This window comes from Bradyrhizobium sp. SPXBL-02, from assembly GCF_051853065.1.
Taxonomy (GTDB): Bacteria; Pseudomonadota; Alphaproteobacteria; order Rhizobiales; family Xanthobacteraceae; genus Bradyrhizobium.
Map to the genome: position 1 here is coordinate 3705267 of NZ_CP182474.1, position 18792 is coordinate 3724058.

At 63.7% G+C, this 18792-nt stretch carries 21 protein-coding genes and 1 tRNA gene; 14 read left to right on the plus strand and 8 right to left on the minus strand.

What is annotated here, in order from left to right; all coding sequences use genetic code 11:
* Positions 1 to 81: 81 nt before the first annotated feature.
* Complete coding sequence (locus tag ACNJYD_RS17195) at positions 82 to 567, minus strand: outer membrane protein assembly factor BamE (RefSeq protein WP_172783462.1); 486 nt, start codon at positions 565 to 567, stop codon at positions 82 to 84.
* A 98-nt stretch (positions 568 to 665) separates the two neighbouring features.
* Here ACNJYD_RS17195 and ACNJYD_RS17200 point away from each other — a divergent pair, with 98 nt between their 5' ends.
* The 8 genes from ACNJYD_RS17200 (at position 666) to ACNJYD_RS17235 (ending at position 6423) form a co-directional block, all read left to right on the plus strand.
* Positions 666 to 1217, plus strand: coding sequence for a ubiquinol-cytochrome C chaperone family protein (locus ACNJYD_RS17200; RefSeq protein WP_439367096.1), 552 nt, complete (start codon positions 666 to 668; stop codon positions 1215 to 1217).
* Positions 1214 to 1777 carry a YceD family protein gene (locus tag ACNJYD_RS17205; RefSeq protein WP_439367098.1) on the plus strand — a complete coding sequence of 188 codons (564 nt, stop codon included), beginning with the start codon at positions 1214 to 1216 and terminating at the stop codon, positions 1775 to 1777. Before ACNJYD_RS17200 ends, ACNJYD_RS17205 begins: the two co-directional genes overlap by 4 nt.
* Before the next feature lie 298 nt (positions 1778 to 2075).
* The gene (gene plsX / locus ACNJYD_RS17210) at positions 2076 to 3137 is read left to right on the plus strand and encodes a phosphate acyltransferase PlsX (protein WP_439367100.1); all 1062 of its coding nucleotides are present in this window, start codon (positions 2076 to 2078) and stop codon (positions 3135 to 3137) included.
* Positions 3134 to 4114, plus strand: coding sequence for a beta-ketoacyl-ACP synthase III (locus tag ACNJYD_RS17215; RefSeq protein WP_172783466.1), 981 nt, complete (start codon positions 3134 to 3136; stop codon positions 4112 to 4114). Before plsX ends, ACNJYD_RS17215 begins: the two co-directional genes overlap by 4 nt.
* 132 nt (positions 4115 to 4246) lie before the next feature.
* On the plus strand, positions 4247 to 4588 hold the full coding sequence (locus ACNJYD_RS17220; RefSeq protein WP_036010431.1) for an integration host factor subunit alpha: 342 nt from the start codon (positions 4247 to 4249) through the stop codon (positions 4586 to 4588).
* 24 nt (positions 4589 to 4612) lie between these two features.
* Positions 4613 to 5194 carry a MerR family transcriptional regulator gene (locus ACNJYD_RS17225; RefSeq protein WP_172783467.1) on the plus strand — a complete coding sequence of 194 codons (582 nt, stop codon included), beginning with the start codon at positions 4613 to 4615 and terminating at the stop codon, positions 5192 to 5194.
* A 111-nt stretch (positions 5195 to 5305) separates the two neighbouring features.
* Positions 5306 to 5383, plus strand: a tRNA-Pro gene (locus ACNJYD_RS17230).
* A gap of 164 nt (positions 5384 to 5547) precedes the next feature.
* Entirely contained in the window at positions 5548 to 6423 is an 876-nt protein-coding gene (locus tag ACNJYD_RS17235; RefSeq protein WP_257187438.1) for an outer membrane protein, read from the plus strand.
* Between the two features lie 298 nt (positions 6424 to 6721).
* On the opposite strand, the gene ACNJYD_RS17240 is transcribed toward ACNJYD_RS17235, so the two are convergent.
* Positions 6722 to 7228: a septal ring lytic transglycosylase RlpA family protein gene (locus ACNJYD_RS17240; RefSeq protein ID WP_439367103.1), complete on the minus strand. Its 507-nt coding sequence runs from the start codon at positions 7226 to 7228 to the stop codon at positions 6722 to 6724.
* Positions 7229 to 7565: 337 nt separating this feature from the next.
* The gene (locus ACNJYD_RS17245) at positions 7566 to 8189 is read right to left on the minus strand and encodes a TetR/AcrR family transcriptional regulator (protein WP_349628387.1); all 624 of its coding nucleotides are present in this window, start codon (positions 8187 to 8189) and stop codon (positions 7566 to 7568) included.
* Positions 8190 to 8310: 121 nt separating this feature from the next.
* Here ACNJYD_RS17245 and ACNJYD_RS17250 point away from each other — a divergent pair, with 121 nt between their 5' ends.
* On the plus strand, positions 8311 to 9285 hold the full coding sequence (locus tag ACNJYD_RS17250; RefSeq protein WP_439367105.1) for an alpha/beta fold hydrolase: 975 nt from the start codon (positions 8311 to 8313) through the stop codon (positions 9283 to 9285).
* 153 nt (positions 9286 to 9438) lie between these two features.
* Here ACNJYD_RS17250 and ACNJYD_RS17255 read toward each other — a convergent pair whose 3' ends face one another.
* Complete coding sequence (locus ACNJYD_RS17255; RefSeq protein WP_439367107.1) at positions 9439 to 9678, minus strand: hypothetical protein; 240 nt, start codon at positions 9676 to 9678, stop codon at positions 9439 to 9441.
* A 405-nt stretch (positions 9679 to 10083) separates the two neighbouring features.
* Here ACNJYD_RS17255 and ACNJYD_RS17260 point away from each other — a divergent pair, with 405 nt between their 5' ends.
* Entirely contained in the window at positions 10084 to 11055 is a 972-nt protein-coding gene (locus ACNJYD_RS17260) for an SDR family oxidoreductase (protein WP_439367109.1), read from the plus strand.
* Between the two features lie 251 nt (positions 11056 to 11306).
* Complete coding sequence (locus tag ACNJYD_RS17265) at positions 11307 to 12419, plus strand: alpha/beta hydrolase family protein (protein WP_439367111.1); 1113 nt, start codon at positions 11307 to 11309, stop codon at positions 12417 to 12419.
* Between the two features lie 14 nt (positions 12420 to 12433).
* On the opposite strand, the gene ACNJYD_RS17270 is transcribed toward ACNJYD_RS17265, so the two are convergent.
* On the minus strand, positions 12434 to 12940 hold the full coding sequence (locus tag ACNJYD_RS17270; protein WP_035712871.1) for a MarR family winged helix-turn-helix transcriptional regulator: 507 nt from the start codon (positions 12938 to 12940) through the stop codon (positions 12434 to 12436).
* Between the two features lie 411 nt (positions 12941 to 13351).
* Here ACNJYD_RS17270 and ACNJYD_RS17275 point away from each other — a divergent pair, with 411 nt between their 5' ends.
* Positions 13352 to 14839 (plus strand): porin, encoded by a 1488-nt coding sequence (locus tag ACNJYD_RS17275; protein ID WP_439367114.1) that lies wholly within the window; start codon positions 13352 to 13354, stop codon positions 14837 to 14839.
* Positions 14840 to 15112: 273 nt separating this feature from the next.
* Here the strand turns inward: ACNJYD_RS17275 and ACNJYD_RS17280 are convergent, their stop codons facing one another.
* From ACNJYD_RS17280 to ACNJYD_RS17290, 3 genes are all read right to left on the minus strand, one after another.
* Positions 15113 to 15592: a GcrA family cell cycle regulator gene (locus tag ACNJYD_RS17280; protein ID WP_271498798.1), complete on the minus strand. Its 480-nt coding sequence runs from the start codon at positions 15590 to 15592 to the stop codon at positions 15113 to 15115.
* A gap of 74 nt (positions 15593 to 15666) precedes the next feature.
* Complete coding sequence (locus tag ACNJYD_RS17285; RefSeq protein WP_024341172.1) at positions 15667 to 15864, minus strand: hypothetical protein; 198 nt, start codon at positions 15862 to 15864, stop codon at positions 15667 to 15669.
* 199 nt (positions 15865 to 16063) lie between these two features.
* Complete coding sequence (locus tag ACNJYD_RS17290) at positions 16064 to 17005, minus strand: acetamidase/formamidase family protein (RefSeq protein ID WP_439367116.1); 942 nt, start codon at positions 17003 to 17005, stop codon at positions 16064 to 16066.
* A 196-nt stretch (positions 17006 to 17201) separates the two neighbouring features.
* Here ACNJYD_RS17290 and ACNJYD_RS17295 point away from each other — a divergent pair, with 196 nt between their 5' ends.
* Positions 17202 to 17969, plus strand: coding sequence for a YdcF family protein (locus tag ACNJYD_RS17295; protein ID WP_439367484.1), 768 nt, complete (start codon positions 17202 to 17204; stop codon positions 17967 to 17969).
* A 40-nt stretch (positions 17970 to 18009) separates the two neighbouring features.
* Positions 18010 to 18792: a DUF169 domain-containing protein gene (locus ACNJYD_RS17300; RefSeq protein ID WP_172783477.1), complete on the plus strand. Its 783-nt coding sequence runs from the start codon at positions 18010 to 18012 to the stop codon at positions 18790 to 18792.

The following is an 18792-nucleotide window of genomic DNA, read 5'->3' on the forward strand; positions in this document are numbered from 1 at the left end:
TACCTTCCGATGGAATTAGCCGGCTCCGAAGGCTGGTTCGATGCGAAGCGACAAGCGCTTCGATCGAAACCTTCGGCGGCTTCAGTTGAAGCTCAGCAGCTTGAACAGCGGTGTGAGGTAGCTCATCTCCTGACCCGACGTCGGCGTGGTGCGGCTGATGAAGTCGAAGATCTTGCCATCCTGGAGACCGTAATTCGCAAGCCTGCGCACGCGCCGGTTCTTGTCGAAATAGACCGCGATGACGCGCTGATCGACCACCTTCTGGTTCATGAAGGCGACCGGGCGCTCCGAGCGCTGCGAGATGTAGTAGAACACTTCACCGTCGAGGGTCGCGACCGTCGAGGGCGTACCCATCACGATCAGCACCTGGTCCTGGCTCGCACCGATCGGAATCTGCTCGAGCGCGCCGGGCGGCAGGATGTAGCCCTTCTGGAACTGCTCGCCGGTGCAGGCCGCAAGGGCCACGCCGACCATTGCGGTCGCCGCGAGCATGCGCAAGCCGCGCCAGCAGGCATGAAGGCCGCGCCGCACGTCCGCGCGCGGGCTGATCTGGTTCGTTGTCGTCATAGCGGAACTGATTCCGTCCCCTTGCGTCGCGCGAGGCGCTGAAGTACCGGGCTGGGCGTCTGAATGCAACTCGCGCGCGCCCGCTTGCGGAAACCACAATGCTTTGGCCGTTCAATCACTTCAGGAAACCCCGGCGAACCCCGCCAGGCACCATTGAAGCCATCTATGGCATGATCGTGACGCAGGCGCGAGAACCCATATTTTACCGGGACTTGGGCGTGCCCGATACGGTTAACGGGCGTTTCGACCTGTTGCTGCTGCATCTGTGGCTGCTGCTGCGCCGCCTGCGCGCGGTTCAGGGCGCCACGGAGCTGTCCCAGGCGCTGTTCGATCGCTTCTGCGAGGACATGGACGACAATCTGCGCGAGATGGGGGTGGGCGACCAGACCGTGCCGAAGCGGATGCGGGCCTTCGGCGAGGCCTTCTACGGCCGCGTCCAGGCCTATGACCAGGCGATGGAAGCCGGCGGCGAGGCTCTGGCATCGGCGATCTGCAAGAATATCTTGAATGGGACCGGTTTCGACCAGGCCAAGCGGCTCGCGGCCTATGCGCGGGCCAGCGAGGCCGATCTCGGCCGGGCCGAAGAGGCCGCGCTGCTGCGCGCGTCCTTCACGTTTCCCCCGGCGTTGCCAGAGGGTGTCACGCCATGAGCCGACCAGATACCGCACCCGATCCGTGGCGGGCGCCCGTTATCGTTGCCCAGATCCCGGACGCCGGGCTGCATCGCGAGCTCGAAGCATCAGTGGCCGAGCGGCAGGCGATGGCGGAGGTCGCGGGCCTGCGCGAGATCCTGTCCGCTCATGCCAGCTTCGATGTCGTGCCGAAAAGCGGCGGACGGGTCCAGGTCACAGGCCTCGTCCGCGGCCGCGTCGGCCAGACCTGCGTCGTCACGCTCGACCCGATCGAGACCGAGATTGAGGAGGAGGTGGACCTGATGTTCGCCCCGGAGGCCGAGGCGCGCCGCCTGGCCGATCTGATCGAGGAGGGGCAGGACGATGAGGCGCCGCCCGAGGTCGTCGACCCGCCCGAGCCGATCACGGGCGGCATCATCGATCTCGGCCGGCTCGCCACCGACGTTCTGTTCCTGGCGATCGATCCCTATCCGCGCAAGGAGGGGGCCGTGTTCGAGGCGGAGGTCACCGCTCCCGACCCCGAGGACCATCCCTTCGCCGTGCTGAAGGCATTGCAGGACAAGAAGAAGGAACAGTGAGGGGCATTTTCCGCTCGCGGCCGCCTTGCCAGGGCACGCGAGCCATTTGCCTCGATGGTTTGAGACAGCCGTTTATCCGTCTGATTTCAATGTATTTCCTGCGAAATCCGCGGCCGGCGGCCGGATCGCCTCAGATGCAAAAGGCTGGGGGCAAGAGGTTGTTTCGGGGGCACAAAACGCTATTGTCGCGCCCCGGTTCGGGTGCGGCGTGGCGCTTGGCCGGTCGCCATCTCGGTGGCAAACCCATTTTGCGGCCCCGCTAGCTCAGACTGCACCAGACCAGGTTTCCAGGACTTTCATGCCAAGCAAGGTTCGCATCGCGCTGGACGCCATGGGGGGCGATGTCGGCCCCGCCGTGGTCATTCCGGGCGCCGCCATCTCGCTTGGCCGGCATCGCGACACCGAGTTCCTGCTGGTCGGCGACCGCGCCCGGATCGAGCCCGAGCTCGACAAGCACCCGAAGCTGAAAGCCGCCTCCAGAATCGTCCATACCGACGTCGCCGTCAGCATGGAGGACAAGCCGAGCCAGGCGCTGCGGCGCGGCCGCAAGACCTCCTCGATGTGGCTCGCGATCGATGCGGTCAAGAAAGGCGAGGCGGATGTCGCGATCTCCGCCGGCAATACCGGCGCGCTGATGGCGATGGCCCGCTTCCACCTGCGCACCCTGCCGGGCATCGACCGCCCCGCGATCTCGGCGATCTGGCCGACCCTGCGCGGGGAGTCCGTCGTGCTCGACCTCGGCGCCACCCTCGGCGGCGATGCCCACCACCTGGTCTCGATGGCGGTGATGGGCGCGGCCAAGGCGAGCGTGCTGTTCAACAAGACCCGGCCCACGGTCGGGCTGCTCAATATCGGCGCCGAGGAGATCAAGGGGCACGAGGAGATCCGCGAGGCCAGCGAGATCCTGCGGGCGCGGAACCTGCCGGAGCTCGACTATGTCGGCTTCGTCGAGGGCGACGGCATCGGCAAGGGCCTGGCCGACGTGATCGTCACCGAAGGCTTCAGCGGCAACATCGCGCTGAAGGCGGCCGAGGGAACCGCACGGCAGATGGCGGAATTGCTCCGTAACGAGATGCAGCGGAGCTGGACGTCCAAGCTCGGCTATCTCTTCGCCCGCAGCGCCTTTCAGGCCCTGCGTAACAAGATGGACCCCAACAAGTCCAATGGTGGCGTGCTGCTGGGACTGAACGGGGTAGTGGTCAAGAGCCACGGCGGAACCAACGCCGAAGGCTTTGCCTATGCGATCGATGTTGGCTATGAGATGGCTCACTACGATCTCCTGAACAAGATCAATCAGATGCTCAACCGCGAGGGTGGTGCACTCAAATCCGTGCAGCCCGCGCCGGAGGATGTTTCGTGACTCAGATTCGTTCGGTCGTGCTCGGCTGCGGCTCTTATCTGCCGGAGCAGGTGGTGACCAACGCCCAATTGGCGGCGCGCATCGACACCTCCGACGAGTGGATCGTGCAGCGCACCGGCATTCGCGAGCGGCACATCGCGGCCGAGGGCGAGTTCACCTCGCACCTCGCCATCAAGGCGGCACAGGCGGCGCTCCGCGACGCCGGCGTGGACGCGCAGTCGATCGAGCTGATCGTGCTGGCGACCTCGACGCCCGACAACACCTTCCCTGCGACGGCCGTCGCCGTGCAGCACGGGCTCGGCATCAATCATGGCGCGGCCTTCGATCTCCAGGCGGTGTGCTCGGGCTTCGTGTTTGCGCTGGCCACCGCCGACAATTTCCTGCGCACCGGCGCCTACAAGCGCGCGCTGGTGATCGGCGCGGAGACCTTCTCGCGCATCCTCGATTGGAATGATCGCGGCACCTGCGTGCTGTTCGGTGACGGCGCCGGCGCCGTGGTGCTGGAGGCGCAGGAGCAGCCCGGCAATGCCGCGACCGACCGCGGCATCGTGACCACGCATCTGCGCTCCGATGGCCGCCACAAGGCCAAGCTGTTCGTGGACGGCGGGCCGTCCTCGACCCAGACCGTCGGTCATCTGCGCATGGAGGGCCGCGAGGTCTTCAAGCATGCGGTCGGCATGATCACCGACGTGATCGTCGATGCCTTCAAGGCGACCGGGCTCAATGCCGACGGCATCGACTGGTTCGTGCCGCACCAGGCCAACAAGCGAATCATCGACGCTTCCGCGCACAAGCTGCACATCGCGCCCGAGAAGGTGGTGCTGACGGTGGACCGCCACGGCAACACCTCCGCGGCCTCGATCCCGCTGGCGCTCTCCGTGGCGCGCAGGGACGGCCGCATCAAGAAGGGCGACATGGTCCTTCTGGAGGCCATGGGCGGCGGCTTCACCTGGGGCTCCGCGCTGGTGCGCTGGTAAGCCACACCGATAAAATTTTGCCGGAATCCACGCCGATTATCGCTAGGTCTGCATTGATGTGCGGTGTTGACCGCCGTATCGTAAGCTCATAATTTCAGACGAGAATTGTTCGCCGTGAGGTGGGGCAGGGCGATGAGCGAGACCAGCAAAACCGTAACGCGTGTCGATCTGTGCGAAGCCGTCTACCAGAAGGTGGGCCTGTCGCGCACGGAATCGTCCGCCTTCGTGGAACTCGTGCTGAAGGAGATCACCGACTGCCTGGAGAAGGGCGAGACGGTGAAATTGTCCTCGTTCGGCTCCTTTATGGTGCGCAAGAAGGGCCAGCGCATCGGCCGCAACCCGAAGACCGGCACCGAGGTGCCGATCTCGCCGCGCCGCGTCATGGTGTTCAAGCCCTCGGCGATCCTGAAGCAGCGGATCAACGCCCAGCACCGCACCAACGGCGACGCCACCCAGGCTCAGGAAGAGGCGTAACCGCCTTTCGGAAAGGACTGGCATTTGGATAAGGCGCCGGATGCGTTCCGAACCATCAGCGAAGTAGCGCAGGAACTCGACATTCCGCAGCACGTGCTGCGGTTCTGGGAGACCCGCTTCTCCCAGATCAAGCCGATGAAGCGCAGCGGCGGCCGCCGCTATTACCGCCCCGACGACGTCGACCTGCTCAAGGGCATCCGCCGGCTGCTCTACGGCGAGGGCTACACCATCCGCGGGGTGCAGCGGATCCTCAAAGAGCACGGCGTCAAATCGGTGCAGGGCCTCGCCGACAGCGCGGCCGCGGTCTCGTTCGGCGCCATCGAGGACGCCATCGGCGCGAGCCTGATGGAGCCCGAGGACGAGGAGGCGCCCATCAAGGGCGTCACCGACACCGACGATGACGACTATCAGGGCGATGAGGAGGAAGGCATCGACTTCCGCTTCACCGAGATCGACGACGAGGAGATTCTCACCACCTTCCGCAAGGGCGGTGCCGCCGCCGCGCCCGCCGGCCCCAGCGCGCTCGACCGGGAGCGGCTGGAGCGGGTGCTCGGCGACCTCGTCGCCTGCAGGGACATGCTGGACCAGGCCCTCAAGGACGGCTAGGGGCGGGCCGGCCGGCTTTCCGGGGCAGTTCCGGCCCGCTTGGGCGGATACACCAAAATGCTGCGGCCTCGCCTTGCGCAAAGCGGCGATCCTAGCTAATGGAACGACATTCGGAGCGTGGCGCAGCCCGGTTAGCGCACTAGTCTGGGAGACTAGGGGTCGGAGGTTCAAATCCTCTCGCTCCGACCAAATTCTTCAAGAATCGAATTCCTTTCCGGCCGTCGGTTTACCGCGGGCCGGCCGTTTGCGGTTGATTTTGCAACGTCCCGCAGGTGTTGCCCTCGCGTCACAGCGTCCAGCGTCAACATGATTTATGAATTTCGGGCACTTTGGAATCGCGGAGGGGGCGTCCCGTGAGAAGAGGACTGGCTGCTATAGCAGTCTTGGCGAGCGTCGCGTCGGGGGCGGAAGCTGCTGACCAAAGCCCTGCACTTTTGACGAAGGCGCGCCCGGCTGACTCCAACCCAAGCTGGACGGGATTTTACGCTGGCGGCAACGTTGGCGGCGCATGGGCAGACCGGTCGGTGAATTTCACGAGTGACGCGGCCTCCGCTTTCATCTTCAATCCTGGAGTCCCGCTTTTGCCTCCGTTTGCGGGGCAGGTTGCTCCCAGCCCTCACGATTTTTCGATGAGTGGTGTAACGGGAGGGCTGCAAGCGGGCTACAATTGGCAACTCGATGGCAAATGGCTGGTCGGCGTAGAAGGTGACTTGAGCGCATCCAGCTTGCGCGGCGGCGGTCGTGAAACAACGCCGCTTCTACCCCCAGCTTTCGCACAGACCATCTCGGCTGAGCAAAAGATTGACTGGTGGGGGAGCATTCGTGGGCGTCTGGGGGCGCTGGTCACGCCCAGCGTTCTTTTGTATGGCACCGGCGGCTTTGCTTTTGGTCGAGTAGCGACATTTGACGACTACATCGCGAACGGACCGGGTGGCGCTTTCGATATCTCCGTCGCCGGCACTTCATTCAACTGTACGATCGGATCGACTTGCTTCACGGGGACCGATTCCCGCATTCAGACTGGCTGGACGGTCGGTGGAGGCGGCGAATGGCGCTTTGCGCCTCGTTGGAGCTTCAAGGCCGAATATCTCTACGTTGACCTCGGCAAATCGTCGGTGGCAGTCAACGCACTCGCAACGGGCATCGGTCCGAACCTGTCCAGATACACCGCAAATTTCGGCCGGGCGGATTTCCACGTCGCCCGAGTCGGCGTGAACTATCATTTTTGACCTTTGGAGCAGATCGTGCCCTCGGAATGATGGGGACCTCCGGCAATCGGTCGCGCAAGCCTCGCCGGAATGTTTTCCAGTCACCACATCGTTCTATCTGTAAGGGCCACCTACCTCAAATACCCGCGTCGTCTCGTCCACCAGCGTCCGCATCAATCTCCGTGGCCATCACGCCAGCACGGTATTGTGCGCGACCGCCTTTATCGCGCTGACGCCGATGAAGGCGGCGAGTACTGGAAGGGTTATATCCACGAGCGCGTCGGGTTATTTAATGTCACCGCCCTTCAAATGTCATCCGCTACAACACCTCGGCACGAATCTGAGCTACGCCGCGATTCGTAATCCCCAAGCTGCGCGCGGCAGCGAGCGAGAGATCGAGGACGCGGCCACGAATGAACGGGCCTCTGTCATTGATGGTGACGATGACGCTGCTTTCTCCATGGGTCACGCGGACCTTGGTGCCGAATGGCAGGCTGCGATGCGCTGCCGTGAGGTGATTCCGATTGAATGACGAACCGCTCGCTGTCTTGCCTTTGGAATACGAATAATAGGAGGCCTTTCCCGAAAAGACTCGATTGAACGATCGCATGCCCGAGCGATCAGCCGATGGCTCTTGTGCGGTTGGAGGTGGCGCCTCAATCTGATCCTTCTTCGTCTGTTCGACTCCAGCAGGCGCCGGCTCTGCCTGCGCGCTCGGAATGATGGACCATCGGTCCTTGAAATCCTGTGCCGCAGCGCCGTTCGCGTTCAATCCGATCCAAGCAGGGAATGTCGCAATCGCCGCCATTCTGATGAGAAGATGCATTGTCGACCTCATGAACGATTGAAGATCAAGCCGACAATGCAAGCTCCCGAGGTCGCGTTCCTAACAAGCGCAGAACGGTGATGGCATACCGACACCGCGGAGCACCTGACTGAGATTGACCGCGGTCCCGCTCTCCAACCTCAAATAATAAGGCATTTATTTTCCGGAATTAAATATATTTAAATATTTAAATCAACGAGGTGGTCGCGTCCGGGCGGAGGTGGGGCGCGCGATACGATCAGCTTCGGAGGCAGGGAGAGCGATCTTCATCAGGCCAGGTGCGAAGCTAGAAGCGTCGTGCGTAGCTAGATTGCAAGTGCCCTGGCTCGGCGCCCACCTACCTCAAATACCCCACCACCATCCGGGTCGTCTCGTCCACCAGCACCTTCACCATCTTCTCCGACAGCATCTCGGCGCCGTTCAGCACCGTGTTGTGCGCGATGGCTTCGATCGTGCTCACGCACATGAACGCTGCGAGCGCGGGATCGATCTTGCGCATCTCCTTGCGGTGGCGTTCGAGATAGGTGCGCACGAGGGCGTGGATCTCGTGGCTGTAGGCTTCGACCTCCGCGAGGTGGCCGGAGCGGGGGATCTGCTCGGCGAGGACGCGGTGCAGGTTCGGATCGATGTGATGGGCCTCGATCGCGACCGTGACGAGGCGGCGCACGGCCTTCTCGATCGGCAGGTCGGCGACCTCCGCGAAGGCGGCGCGCACGACCGTCATGATCGCATCGTTGTGGCGGTCGATCACGGCGGCGACGAGGGCTTCCTTGCTTGGAAAATATTGATAGAGCGAGCCGACGCTGACCCCGGCGATCTCGGCGATGCGGTTGGTGCTGGCCTTCTCGAAGCCTTCCTTGACCAGAATGCGAGCAGTTGCCTCGACCAGCGCGTCGACGGTGGCGCGGGATCGCTCCTGCGAGGCGTTTTTCCGGGGTTTTGTGGGCGGTTTGCGGGCCACGGTCTTGTGATCTGAATGCGAGTAGGAAAAGCGAGCGAATGCTCGCATTATATCGGCAAGTGGCGGCGGGTCGGCAAGCCTCTTTGTCGCCGGGTCGAAACAGCCGGATGGGGATGTGGCGATGAGCGTTGCGAGACTTGTATCGGCCCTTCAATTCTGTCCGGGCGGCTGCGTATTCGGCGCGCGGGCGCCGCGCGATCCAGCACCAAGCCTGCAAAGCCGGGCCTTCAACCTGCTGCTGCGGCTGCTGCCGTTCAAGAAGCAGCTGGCATCAGCCGAGGTCGTGCAGGCACACGTGCAGAAGCTCGCATTGGATCCGGCCTCGTTCGAGCCGACGGGACTTGGCGGCGGCGTCGAGGTGACCCTGACCAAGATGGGCGGCTGGCCGGTCTATTACACCGCGCCGGCGTCAGGCCACGAGGGCTGCAACCACGTCATGTTCCTGCATGGCGGCGGCTACATCAACGAGATCGTGCCGGCGCATTGGCGCTTCGTCGGCGAGATGACGCGCAAGGCGCGCGTCTGCTGCGTCGTGCCGATCTATCCGCTGGCGCCGCGGGCGACCGCCAAGGACGTCGTGCCGGCGACGGCCGAGCTGCTGCGCATGCTGCTGGAAGACGCGGGCGAGGCGAAGGTGACGGTCGTCGGCAATTCGGCGGGCGCTGGCCTTGCCCTCGCCGCCTGCCAATGGCTGCGCGATCGCGGTCATCGGCAGCCGAGCCGGATGCTGCTGATCTCGCCTGCGGCCGATGCCTCTATCAGCCGTCCGGAGCAGGTTGCGATCGCGGCGCTCGATCCGATCCAGGACATTCCGGGCATCGTCGAGGCGGCACGTCTTTATGCCGGCGAGCTCGATGTCGGCCATCCCTTCGTCAGCCCGCTCAACGGCTCCTTCCGCGCGCTGGCGCCGATGACGATCTTTTCGGGCACGCGCGATCTTCTGTATCCCGACAGCGTCGATCTTGCCGCGAGGGCGAGGGCGGTGGGCGTGCCGGTCGAGCTGCATCTCCTGCGCGAGCAACCGCACAACTTCGCGCTGATGCCGACCCCGGAAGGGCGGCGGGCGCGTGCGATCATCGTGCGTGAGGTGGCTTAGAAGGAGGGCGTGATCATTGTCACAGAGCGCCTGCCGCGATCGGTCTGGCGCTGGCACTGTCCGCACGGAGGGATAAGCGGCCCCCGGGGCGTTTCCTCTTGGCTCAGTCGTCCTGGTATCCGTGGTCTTTGGCACCAGTAGTTTTGCGGGGCCTTAGGCGTGGCCCTTGATCTCATAGTGACCCGGCACGCATTTGTAGCGCTCGAGGCGCCAGTTCGAGTGATAGATCGGATGCTCGCCCATCCACTTCGCAAGAGGCGCTTGTGCGCCGATCGCGCACTGCATCAGCGAAATCTCGGGCGTCATGTTGCTGTCGGTCACGATTTCCTCGACGCAACTGCCTGAGCTGGCTGCGCCAAGCCGGCAAAGCACGGCAACGACGGTCACGAACATTCCTATCACCTCGTCGGTTGTTTCTGACCACGAAGAGGATGCAAGCGGAGTGCCAGAGCCTGTGACACGCAAACAACACGCTGGCCCAGTCGACTCAACCCAGCGTCCACCCCCATTTGACGATTCGGATTGTAAAAAAAATGCTATTAACCCGAAGCCGGACAAATACGGGGAACCTGCAGGAAAATACCCGGGAATGATCGATTGTCCGGGCCGCGTTGCCTATGAGCCACTTCACAAGGCCCGCACAGCGTCGCCCGTAGTCCGCCTGCCGAAATAACCGAAGGCGAGGATGGCAGCGCACGCTTTTACCCGTGGATGTCGCGCTGCTACAGTTTTGCGCGCGCCGCGGTCAGCGGCGCCGTGACCAAGAAACACACCGACAAGGGGAGGGACCGAAGTCCCATGAAGGATTTTGCTGGAAAGATCGCAGTCATCACCGGCGGCGGCACGGGAATGGGGCGCGAGCTCGCGCGGCAGCTCGTCGCCGAAGGCTGCAACGTCGCGATGTGCGACGTCTCGGAAGCGGCCATGGCCGAGACCAAGCGGCTCTGCGAAGTCGAGAAGCTGCCGCAGGGCCTGCGCGTCACGACGCACGTCGCCGACGTCGCGATCGAGGATCACCTGAAGCGCTTTCGCGACGAGCTCGCCGAGCAGCAGAAGACGGACAGGATCCATCTGTTGTTCAACAATGCCGGCATCGGCGGCGGCGGCAGCCTGTTCACCAACACCCGCGAGCAATGGGAGCGCACCTTCAACATCTGCTGGGGCGGCGTCTATCTCGGGGTGCGCACGTTCCTGCCGATGCTGGTCGCCGCGGACGAGGCCCACATCGTCAACACCGCGAGCGTCAACGGCTTCTGGGCCTCGATCGGCATGAACCAGGCGCACACCGCCTACAGCGCAGCCAAGTTCGCGGTGAAGGGATTTACCGAAGCGCTGATCAACGATCTTCGCCTGCATGCCCCGCACGTCAAATGCTCGGTAGTGATGCCTGGCCACATCGGCACGTCGATCGTCTCCAATTCGCGCAAGGTGCAGAGCGGCGACGGTTCGGAGAAGCTCAATGCCGACGAGGTGGCGCTGACCCGCAAGCGCATGGCTGCGGCCGGCGTGCCGGATACCGACAAGATGTCGGACGAGAACATCCAGGCGGCGTTCGCCGAGCGCGCCCGCAGCTTCCTGGAGGACGCGCCGACCACGGCCGCGCAGGCGGCGACGATCATTCTCGACGGCGTCAAGGCGGAGCGGTGGCGCATCCTCGTCGGCGAGGATGCCAAGCGCCTCGACGAGCGCGTGCGCGCCACGCCGGAGCAGGCTTACAACCGCGCCTTCTACGAAAGTTTGACGCAGGAGGTCGGCTGGCGGCTTGGTTGAGGCCGCCCTTGGGGGCGCGCCAATATGGGTATGATGATCGTCATGGCAAGAGAGGCTCGAACAATTTTGTGTGCCAGCTCCTGCCAACGTTCGCCCCACTCGATGAGCTGTGGGGGAGGTCACGCATGCATCATGACGATGTTCAAGCGATGTTGATCTCAAATGCCTGTAATGGCGCGCGCGGCGGCTTGGTCGGCGATCTGAAATGGTTTAGTCAGTTCTGTGTAAGGCGACATAGAACGTAGCTCCCGATGATCCCCGCATGCCTCTCCGAAGACTGGACCCTTTGCCCGGAACGAGAGGACATCTCGGCTGAGTTCACGCGGCTCCTCACCGCAGCCCAAGAAGGCGGCGCCACGATCGCGGAATGCCTGATGATCGCGCGGCGGCTGAAAGGCGCCGACGACCATTCATGGTATCGCGAGTGGAAGAAGCTGGCGCAGACCAATCGGCAGCGCGCGGAGACCGCGTTCGCGGAAGGACACCTGGCCAGCGCGCAGCGCAATTGGCTGCGCGCGATGAACTATTATGGTGCCGCGGCGATGCCGCTCGACCCCTCCGATGAGCGCCGCTGGGTCGCGGTGCTGGCGATGCAGGAATGCGCGCGCCGCTATCTCGCCGCGCGCAGCCCCGCCGGCGAGGTGGTGACGATACCCTGGCTCGACGGGCATTCGCTGCAGGGCTATTTCCTTCCTGCGTCATCGGGGAAGGAGCCGGCTCCGACCGTGATCTGCATCGGTGAGCCCGGCCACCGCAAGGAAGAATTTCTGTTCAAGCTCGTGCCGCATGCGCGCGAGCGCGGCTTCTCGATGCTGGCGCTCGACCTGTTCGGCGACCAGCGCGACGATTTTCTCGATGCGCTGCTGCGGCGCCAGGATCTCGAGAGCGCGATTCCCGGCGTCATGGACTATCTGGAAACTCGGCAGGACGTCGACTTCGCCCGCGTCGGGATCATCGCCGATGGCTGGGGCTCGTCCTTCGTCGCACGTGCGGTGCTGCAGGAGCCGCGGCTTGCCGCCGCCGTCTGCGACGGCGGCCTGTGGGACCTGCACGAGCGGGCCTTCTTCGCCAGCCGATTCGCGATGAGCGACGTCAGCATCGTCCCGGTGCCGCATGCGCCGCTGATGGCCTCCAGCGCCGACTGTCCGGTGCTGATCACGCTCGGCGAGGACGGCTGGCTCAAGGCGGACCGGGCGCGTCAGCTCGTCCGGGACTCCCGGCTCGGCAGCTCGGATGTGATGCTGAAAGTGTTCACCGCGGCGGAGACCGGCGCGGCGCAGGCCCATGCCGACAATCCGAGTCTTGCCAACGAATTCATCTTCGACTGGCTGGAATCGCGGCTCGGCGGCGGCCTGCGAATCTAGCGGCGGCGCGACCGTCAGAAGTCCAGGGTGAGGCGGACGCAGGCCTTTTCCAGGCGGGTCTTCAACGTCGCGAGCTTGGTGGTGAATTCGGTGAGCTCGGCCTCGTCGAACTCCTGGAAGACGAATTCCTTGATGGTCTTGTACTGCTCGTTGAGGCTCGCCAGGTGCTTCTGCGTCTTCTCGGTCAGGGAGAGCCGGACCACGCGCGCGTCGGTCGGCGAGGGGCGGCGGCGCAGCAGGCCCTTCTTTTCCAGCAGCTTGGACTGGGTGGTGACGAAGGAGGGATCGACGTGAAGGAGCTTGGACACGACGTTGACCGGAATGCCGTCGTCCTTGTCGAGGTCGGAAATCGCCATCAGGATCAGCCATTGCGGCCCGCTGATGCCGAGCGTCCTCGCCCAGAACTGACGCAGCTCCTCAAGATACATGTTGATCGACGATATCTCCCAGGTGAAGCGCCTGATGATATCCAGGTTGCCGATGGTGCGCAGGCGCGCGCCTTCCTTCCTCGTCGCGGACACAGCGTCACTCCCGCAAGCTGATTCTCTTTCCCACGGCTCATATGGGGTGGGCATAGTCCACGCAACTCTGCTCTGATGCAAGTGCAGAGCAGGGTAATCGTGTCACGAAAACTACAAATATGACCCAGTCAGTCTTTTTCGCTCAGCACCGGTGTTGCGCCGCAGACACAGGGTTAGTGAAACCACAAAGCTGATCTAATAAACTATTTTGATTAACGGAACTGTGCGGGCATATTGATCCGTGACGGTGGGGGGTTCTCGATCGTCCCGTTGCAGGTGGTTCGCTCACGTCCCTCGCGAATGCGGGTACGTCCGAAAACGCGAAGCGGCCGAGCGGATTTGATGAAGAGACGGGGATCTGGGGGGCCGCATGGTCCGGTCTCCGTCAAATGAGCAACTTGGAGGTTTTAAATGAAAATGGTGAAGAGCCTTTTGCTCGGCACTGCGGCGACCCTGATCGCCGTCGGTGGAGCTCAGGCGGCTGATCTTCCGGTCAAGGCCAAGGCGGTCGAATACGTGAAGATCTGCTCGCTGTACGGCGCAGGTTTCTACTACATCCCGGGCACCGACACCTGCATCAAGCTGGGTGGTTACGTCCGCGCTGACATGCTTCTCGGCGGCGGCGGCGACTATGGCTTCAGGAACAGCTCGAGCACTGTCAACGGCGGGTCCAACAACCGTCTGACCAACTACTATTTCAGCCGCGCTCGTTTCGACTTCAACGTCGACACGCGCACGGCGACCGAATACGGCGTCGTTCGCACCTACGCCGACGCGGTCTTCAGCTACGACTCTACGAACGTCACCGGCAGCAATCCCTCGGCGTTCTCGGCCAGTTCGGCTTCGCTCGGCCTCTACCATGCGTTCATTCAGTTCGCGGGCTTCACCTTCGGCCGCACGGTCTCGATCTTCGACGCTCCTTGGCAGAGCTATCCGGCTGGCGGCCCCGATACCATTCCGGGCGGCTCCAACCACGTCAACGGCGTGAACCAGGTTGCCTACACGGCTGACTTCGGCCAGGGCATCACTGCTTCGTTTGCGCTGCAGGACGAGACCTCGGCGAACAATGGTCAGTCGAACCTCTGGAACGTGTCCTCGGGCACGGCTGCTCAGTTCGTGACCGGCGTCTACGGCGCCAGCGCCTGGGGCGGCACGCGTTCGCCCGAAATCATCGGTCAGGTTCGTGTCGATCAGGCCTGGGGCATGGCTCAGCTGTCGGTTGCCGCGCATGAGCTGCATGCAGCCTATTACGGCGCGACTGAAGTCTCCGGTCATCCCTCCGACAAGTGGGGCTGGGCCGTGCAGGGCGCTTTGTCGATCAAGAACATCCCGACCGGCGCGGGTGACGTCATCAACCTGCAGGCGGTCTACACGGACGGTGCGACGCGCTACAACTTCCAGAGCCTGTTCCCGCAGAGCTTCTTCATGTTCAGCGGCAGCAGCAATGGCGCGTATCAGAGCACCGGGTTCGCCGGTCTGGCTGACGGCGTGTTCGGAACGGCTACCGGCATCGATACCGTCAAGACCTGGGGCGTCCGTGGTGGCTACACCCACAACTGGAGCCCGAACTGGGCGAGCGCAGTGTACGGTGGTTACGCCCAGCTGAGGTACGGCACGACGGGCAAAGGCCTGATCTGCACCAACTTCGCTGCCATCGCCGTGGCCGGGGCGACCTGTAATCCGGACTTCAACTTCGCGGTGATCGGTGTCAACACCGTGTGGACCCCCGTCAAGAACCTGGCGTTCACGGCCGACTTGAGCTGGTCGCGTCTGGACCAGAAGTACTCTGGGTCCATCGCGAGCCCGGGCATTGCCTCGGCTGCGAAGCCGGCGGCCGTGTACGAGCTGAAGGACCAGAACTCGGTCAGCATGATGCTGCGCGCTCAGCGCAACTTCTGATCATCGATCGCGCAAATCGATCGGAGAACCCCGGCGGGAAACCGCCGGGGTTTTTTATGGGCATTTGGTCTTCTGAAAAATCGAATGGCGTTGCGGAACACGAAGGCGAGCCATGCGATTCGATCGCCTCAAATTTATTTACTTACTTGAGCTACTAAGCTATATAGCTCTCAGCCAGATACGAAAGTTGCGGCTCTTAGCTTCATGCTAAGCCTCCAGAAACCTCCGGCGATGCCCCGCCGGAGGTTTTTTGTTGTCGAGATGCGCGCAACGTCAGCCGCGTATCGCGCGCCCGCGCACAGGCGGCCGGTAGGCGAGGCGGCTGTGGCCGGCGCAATAGGGCTGGCCGTCCGGCGCCGCGTTGCCGCAGAAGCAGAAATCGTCTGCGCCCGGCGTCGAGATAGGCCAGCGGCAGCGATTCTCGGACAGCTCCAGCAGCGAGCAGCGGTTGGCCTCGTCGATCGGGCCTGCGAGTACCGGCGCATCGGTCTCGCCATAGATCGTGGCGAGCATCTCGTATTGGAGCCGCGGCACGGCCTTGCGCAGCCGCGCCGGCGCCTGGCCTCTGTCCTGAACCTTGCGGTCGTCGACCGTCCGGCCGCGCGTCAGATTCAGCCGCGACAATTTGCCGATCACCGCGTTGCGGCTGACGCCGATGTCGGCGGCGATCTCGCGGCAGGAGAGGCCGGCCTCGAAGTGCTGCTTCAGGAGTTCAATTCGTTCGTCGGTCCAGGTGGGTGAGAGAACAGGCATTTGTAGACGATCCCAGGTTGCAGATGTCGGCCATCCGCTTCTCGAGATCCGTCCGCCTCACGCCCCAAGCGCGCTCACGTCCTGCCATTGTCGCGGATCGACAGAAGACCGTCCTTGATGGCGAGACGGATGCCTTCCTCGATCAATGTCCGTGCGACGCCGGGAACGCTGGTGCCGTGGGTGCCCTGTCTCACCAGCTTCTCCAGATACGCGATGGTCGAGAGCGCCAGGGTTACGGGAATGCGGTCAGTCTCGGCTTTTTCGGTGGCCATGGCCCGAACGCTAACCTCATACTCAGGTACATAAAAGTAACGATTAAGACTCTATTTAGGTTCAGGGGTGGAAGTCAAATGCGGCCTGTGCGTGACGCTCAGCATGTTGGAATCGCACGGGAAATTACCCACGACTTAGCGCGCCGCGCGGCAGACCGGGCGGCGGGGGCGTCAAGCGGTCGGGGAAGGGCGGCCCGGCTCAGCCGTGCACGATCGCCTTTTCGATCATGCAATGGATGCCTTTGGCGCCGTTGACGGTCTGGGTCACCCGGAGATCGGCGGCCAGGCTGCACAGCGTGTAGGCGTCCTCGCGTGACAGATTTCGCGTCTCGCCGAGCAGCGCGATCATGTCGCGCAGCGCGCGCACCACGCATTGGTCGAGATCGGGGTCCATCGCCATGGTCATGTAGTGCGTCGGTGTCTCGGCGCGCGGGTACTCGAGCTTCAGGTCCTTGCGCAGCGTCAGGCGGAAGCGGCCCTTAAGCGCGGTCTCGATCGCGGTGACGCAGACCTCGCCGTCGCCCTGCACGCCATGGCCGTCGCCGCAGGAGAACATCGCCCCCGGCACGAATACCGGCAGGTACAGCGTCGCACCGGCGCCCAGCTCCTTGTTGTCGAGATTGCCGCCCATGGCGCGCGGGATCAGTGATGAGATGCGGCCCCAGGCCGGCGGCGGCGACACGCCCATCACGCCGAAGAACGGCTTCAGCGGCAGGTCGAGGCCCCACGGCATGCGGCCGACCATCCGCGTCCGGTCGAGCGGGATGTTCAGGATCCGCGTCTCGTGAAAATCGTCGGGCAGGGTGCCGGACAGCGGCTTGATCAAGTTCCAGCCCCAATCCTGCCGGAGCTGCACGTCGAGGATCTCGACCGCAAGCACGTCGCCGGGCTCGGCCCCTTCGACCGCGATCGGACCGGTGAGGATGTGGCCCGGCAGCATGCGCTCGCTTGTGGCATGAACCTCGTGCATTTCGGGCGGAATGTGAAACTTGTCCCGATCAGGCAGCACATCAGGCCCGCCGCTGATGGTGTCGACCGTCACCTCGTCGCCGCTGGCCACGGTGAGGACCGGCTTGAGTGCGGCTTCGAAGAAGCCCCAATGGCAGGTTTGGGGGTTGGAATGCAGGTGATGATGGGTCATGTGCCGCGTCCGCTCGGTTTCATCAGCGCGGGCTTGACCCGGCGATCGATCCTCTTTCAAGAAGATTTCTGAAGATGGCGGGGCCGGTCAAGCCCCGCACAGACCGGCCAGGTCAATTCAGGCCGGTCATTCAGACCAGGTGATTTTCAGCGAGGCTCCCCTGTTTTTCGTTCTTTCCAAGACCTTGGGCACCGCGCTGCTGCCGATCAATCTCCTGGTCGAGCTCGGAATTGTGGCTGTGGTGTTGATGGGGACACGCTTTGCCGCATTTGGCCGCAGGCTTGCGATAACGACGCTGGTACTGCTGGCGCTCGCGGCGTTCTCGCCGCTCGGCAATCTCCTGCTCTATCCGCTGGAGTCGCGCTTCCCGCCCTGGGACGCCGCGCGCGGCGCGCCCGACGGCATTATCGTGCTCGGCGGCTCGGTCGACACCGATCTATCGGCGGCGCATCGCACGCCGGTCGTCGCGCGCGGGGCCGATCGCCTGTTTGCGCCGGCCGAGCTTGCGCGCCGCTATCCCCATGCGCGCATCGTCTTCACCGGAGGCACCGCGAACCTGATGTCGACCGAGGCCAGGGAGGCCGACTATTCCGCGCCGATCCTGGAGAATCTCGGCATTGCGAAGGACCGCCTGATCCTCGAACGTCACTCCCGCAACACCTGGGAGAATGCGATCTTCACCAAGCAATTGGTCGCGCCAAAGCCCGGCGAGCGCTGGCTCCTGGTGACGTCGGCCTTCCACATGCCGCGCTCGATGGGAATCTTCCGCAAGGCCGGATTTGACGTCGAGGCCTATCCGGTGGACTGGCGGATGGGAGGACGCGACGATCTGTTCTCCTTCACCAATATGGGCGCGGACGGGCTCGGCCGAACGGAAGTCGCCATCCGCGAGTGGATTGGTCTCGTGGCCTACCGCCTGATGGGCAGGACCGGCGAGTTGCTTCCGGGACCGGGCAAGGACTAGAACGAGGCCACGGCGCGCGATCGCCGGCGCGGAGGAAGCCATGCAACAGCAGAGTGCGGACAGGATCGATCTCGCCGGCCTCGTCGCCGATCTCAACAGCCTCTTGCGGCTGAAGACGAATGTGATCGGCATGAAGCTGTTCGCGAGCGTCGCGGAGATGGAGGCGATTCCGAAGATCCGCCGCCCGAACGCAATTCACACCACCGACCAGATCGTCAGCATGGCCGCGCGCCTGGGCTGGACCGTCGGTATCACCGCCGACGATCTCGTAGGCGCGCAATGCCGCGCGGTGATCGGTCTCAGCCCCCAGGACGAGAAATGGCTCGCCGGCGAAAACTATGTCGGGGTCTGGCACGGCACCGCGGAAGACGCGCGCAAGCGCCAGGAGGCGCTGGACGTGGTTCCGTTCGGACACTATCAGGCGCTCGTCGTCAGTCCGCTGGCGAGCGGCCGGCTCGATCCGCCCGACATCTGCCTCGTCTATGCAACGCCCGGGCAGATGATCATCCTGATCAACGGGCTGCAATATACCGGCTACAAGAAGTTCGAATGGGGTGTGGTCGGCGAGACCGCCTGTGCGGATTCCTGGGGGCGGGCGCTCAAGACCGGGGAGCCCAGCCTGTCCTTGCCATGCTATGCCGAACGGCGCTATGGCGGCGTGCCGGACGAGGAGATGCTGATGGCGCTGAAGCCCTCGCATCTCGCCAAGGCAATTGAAGGCATGAAGGCGCTGGCGAAGAACGGCCTGCGCTATCCGATCCCGCCCTATGGCATTCAAAGCGACGTCCGTGCCGGCATGGGCGTGAGTTATGCGAAGAAGTAA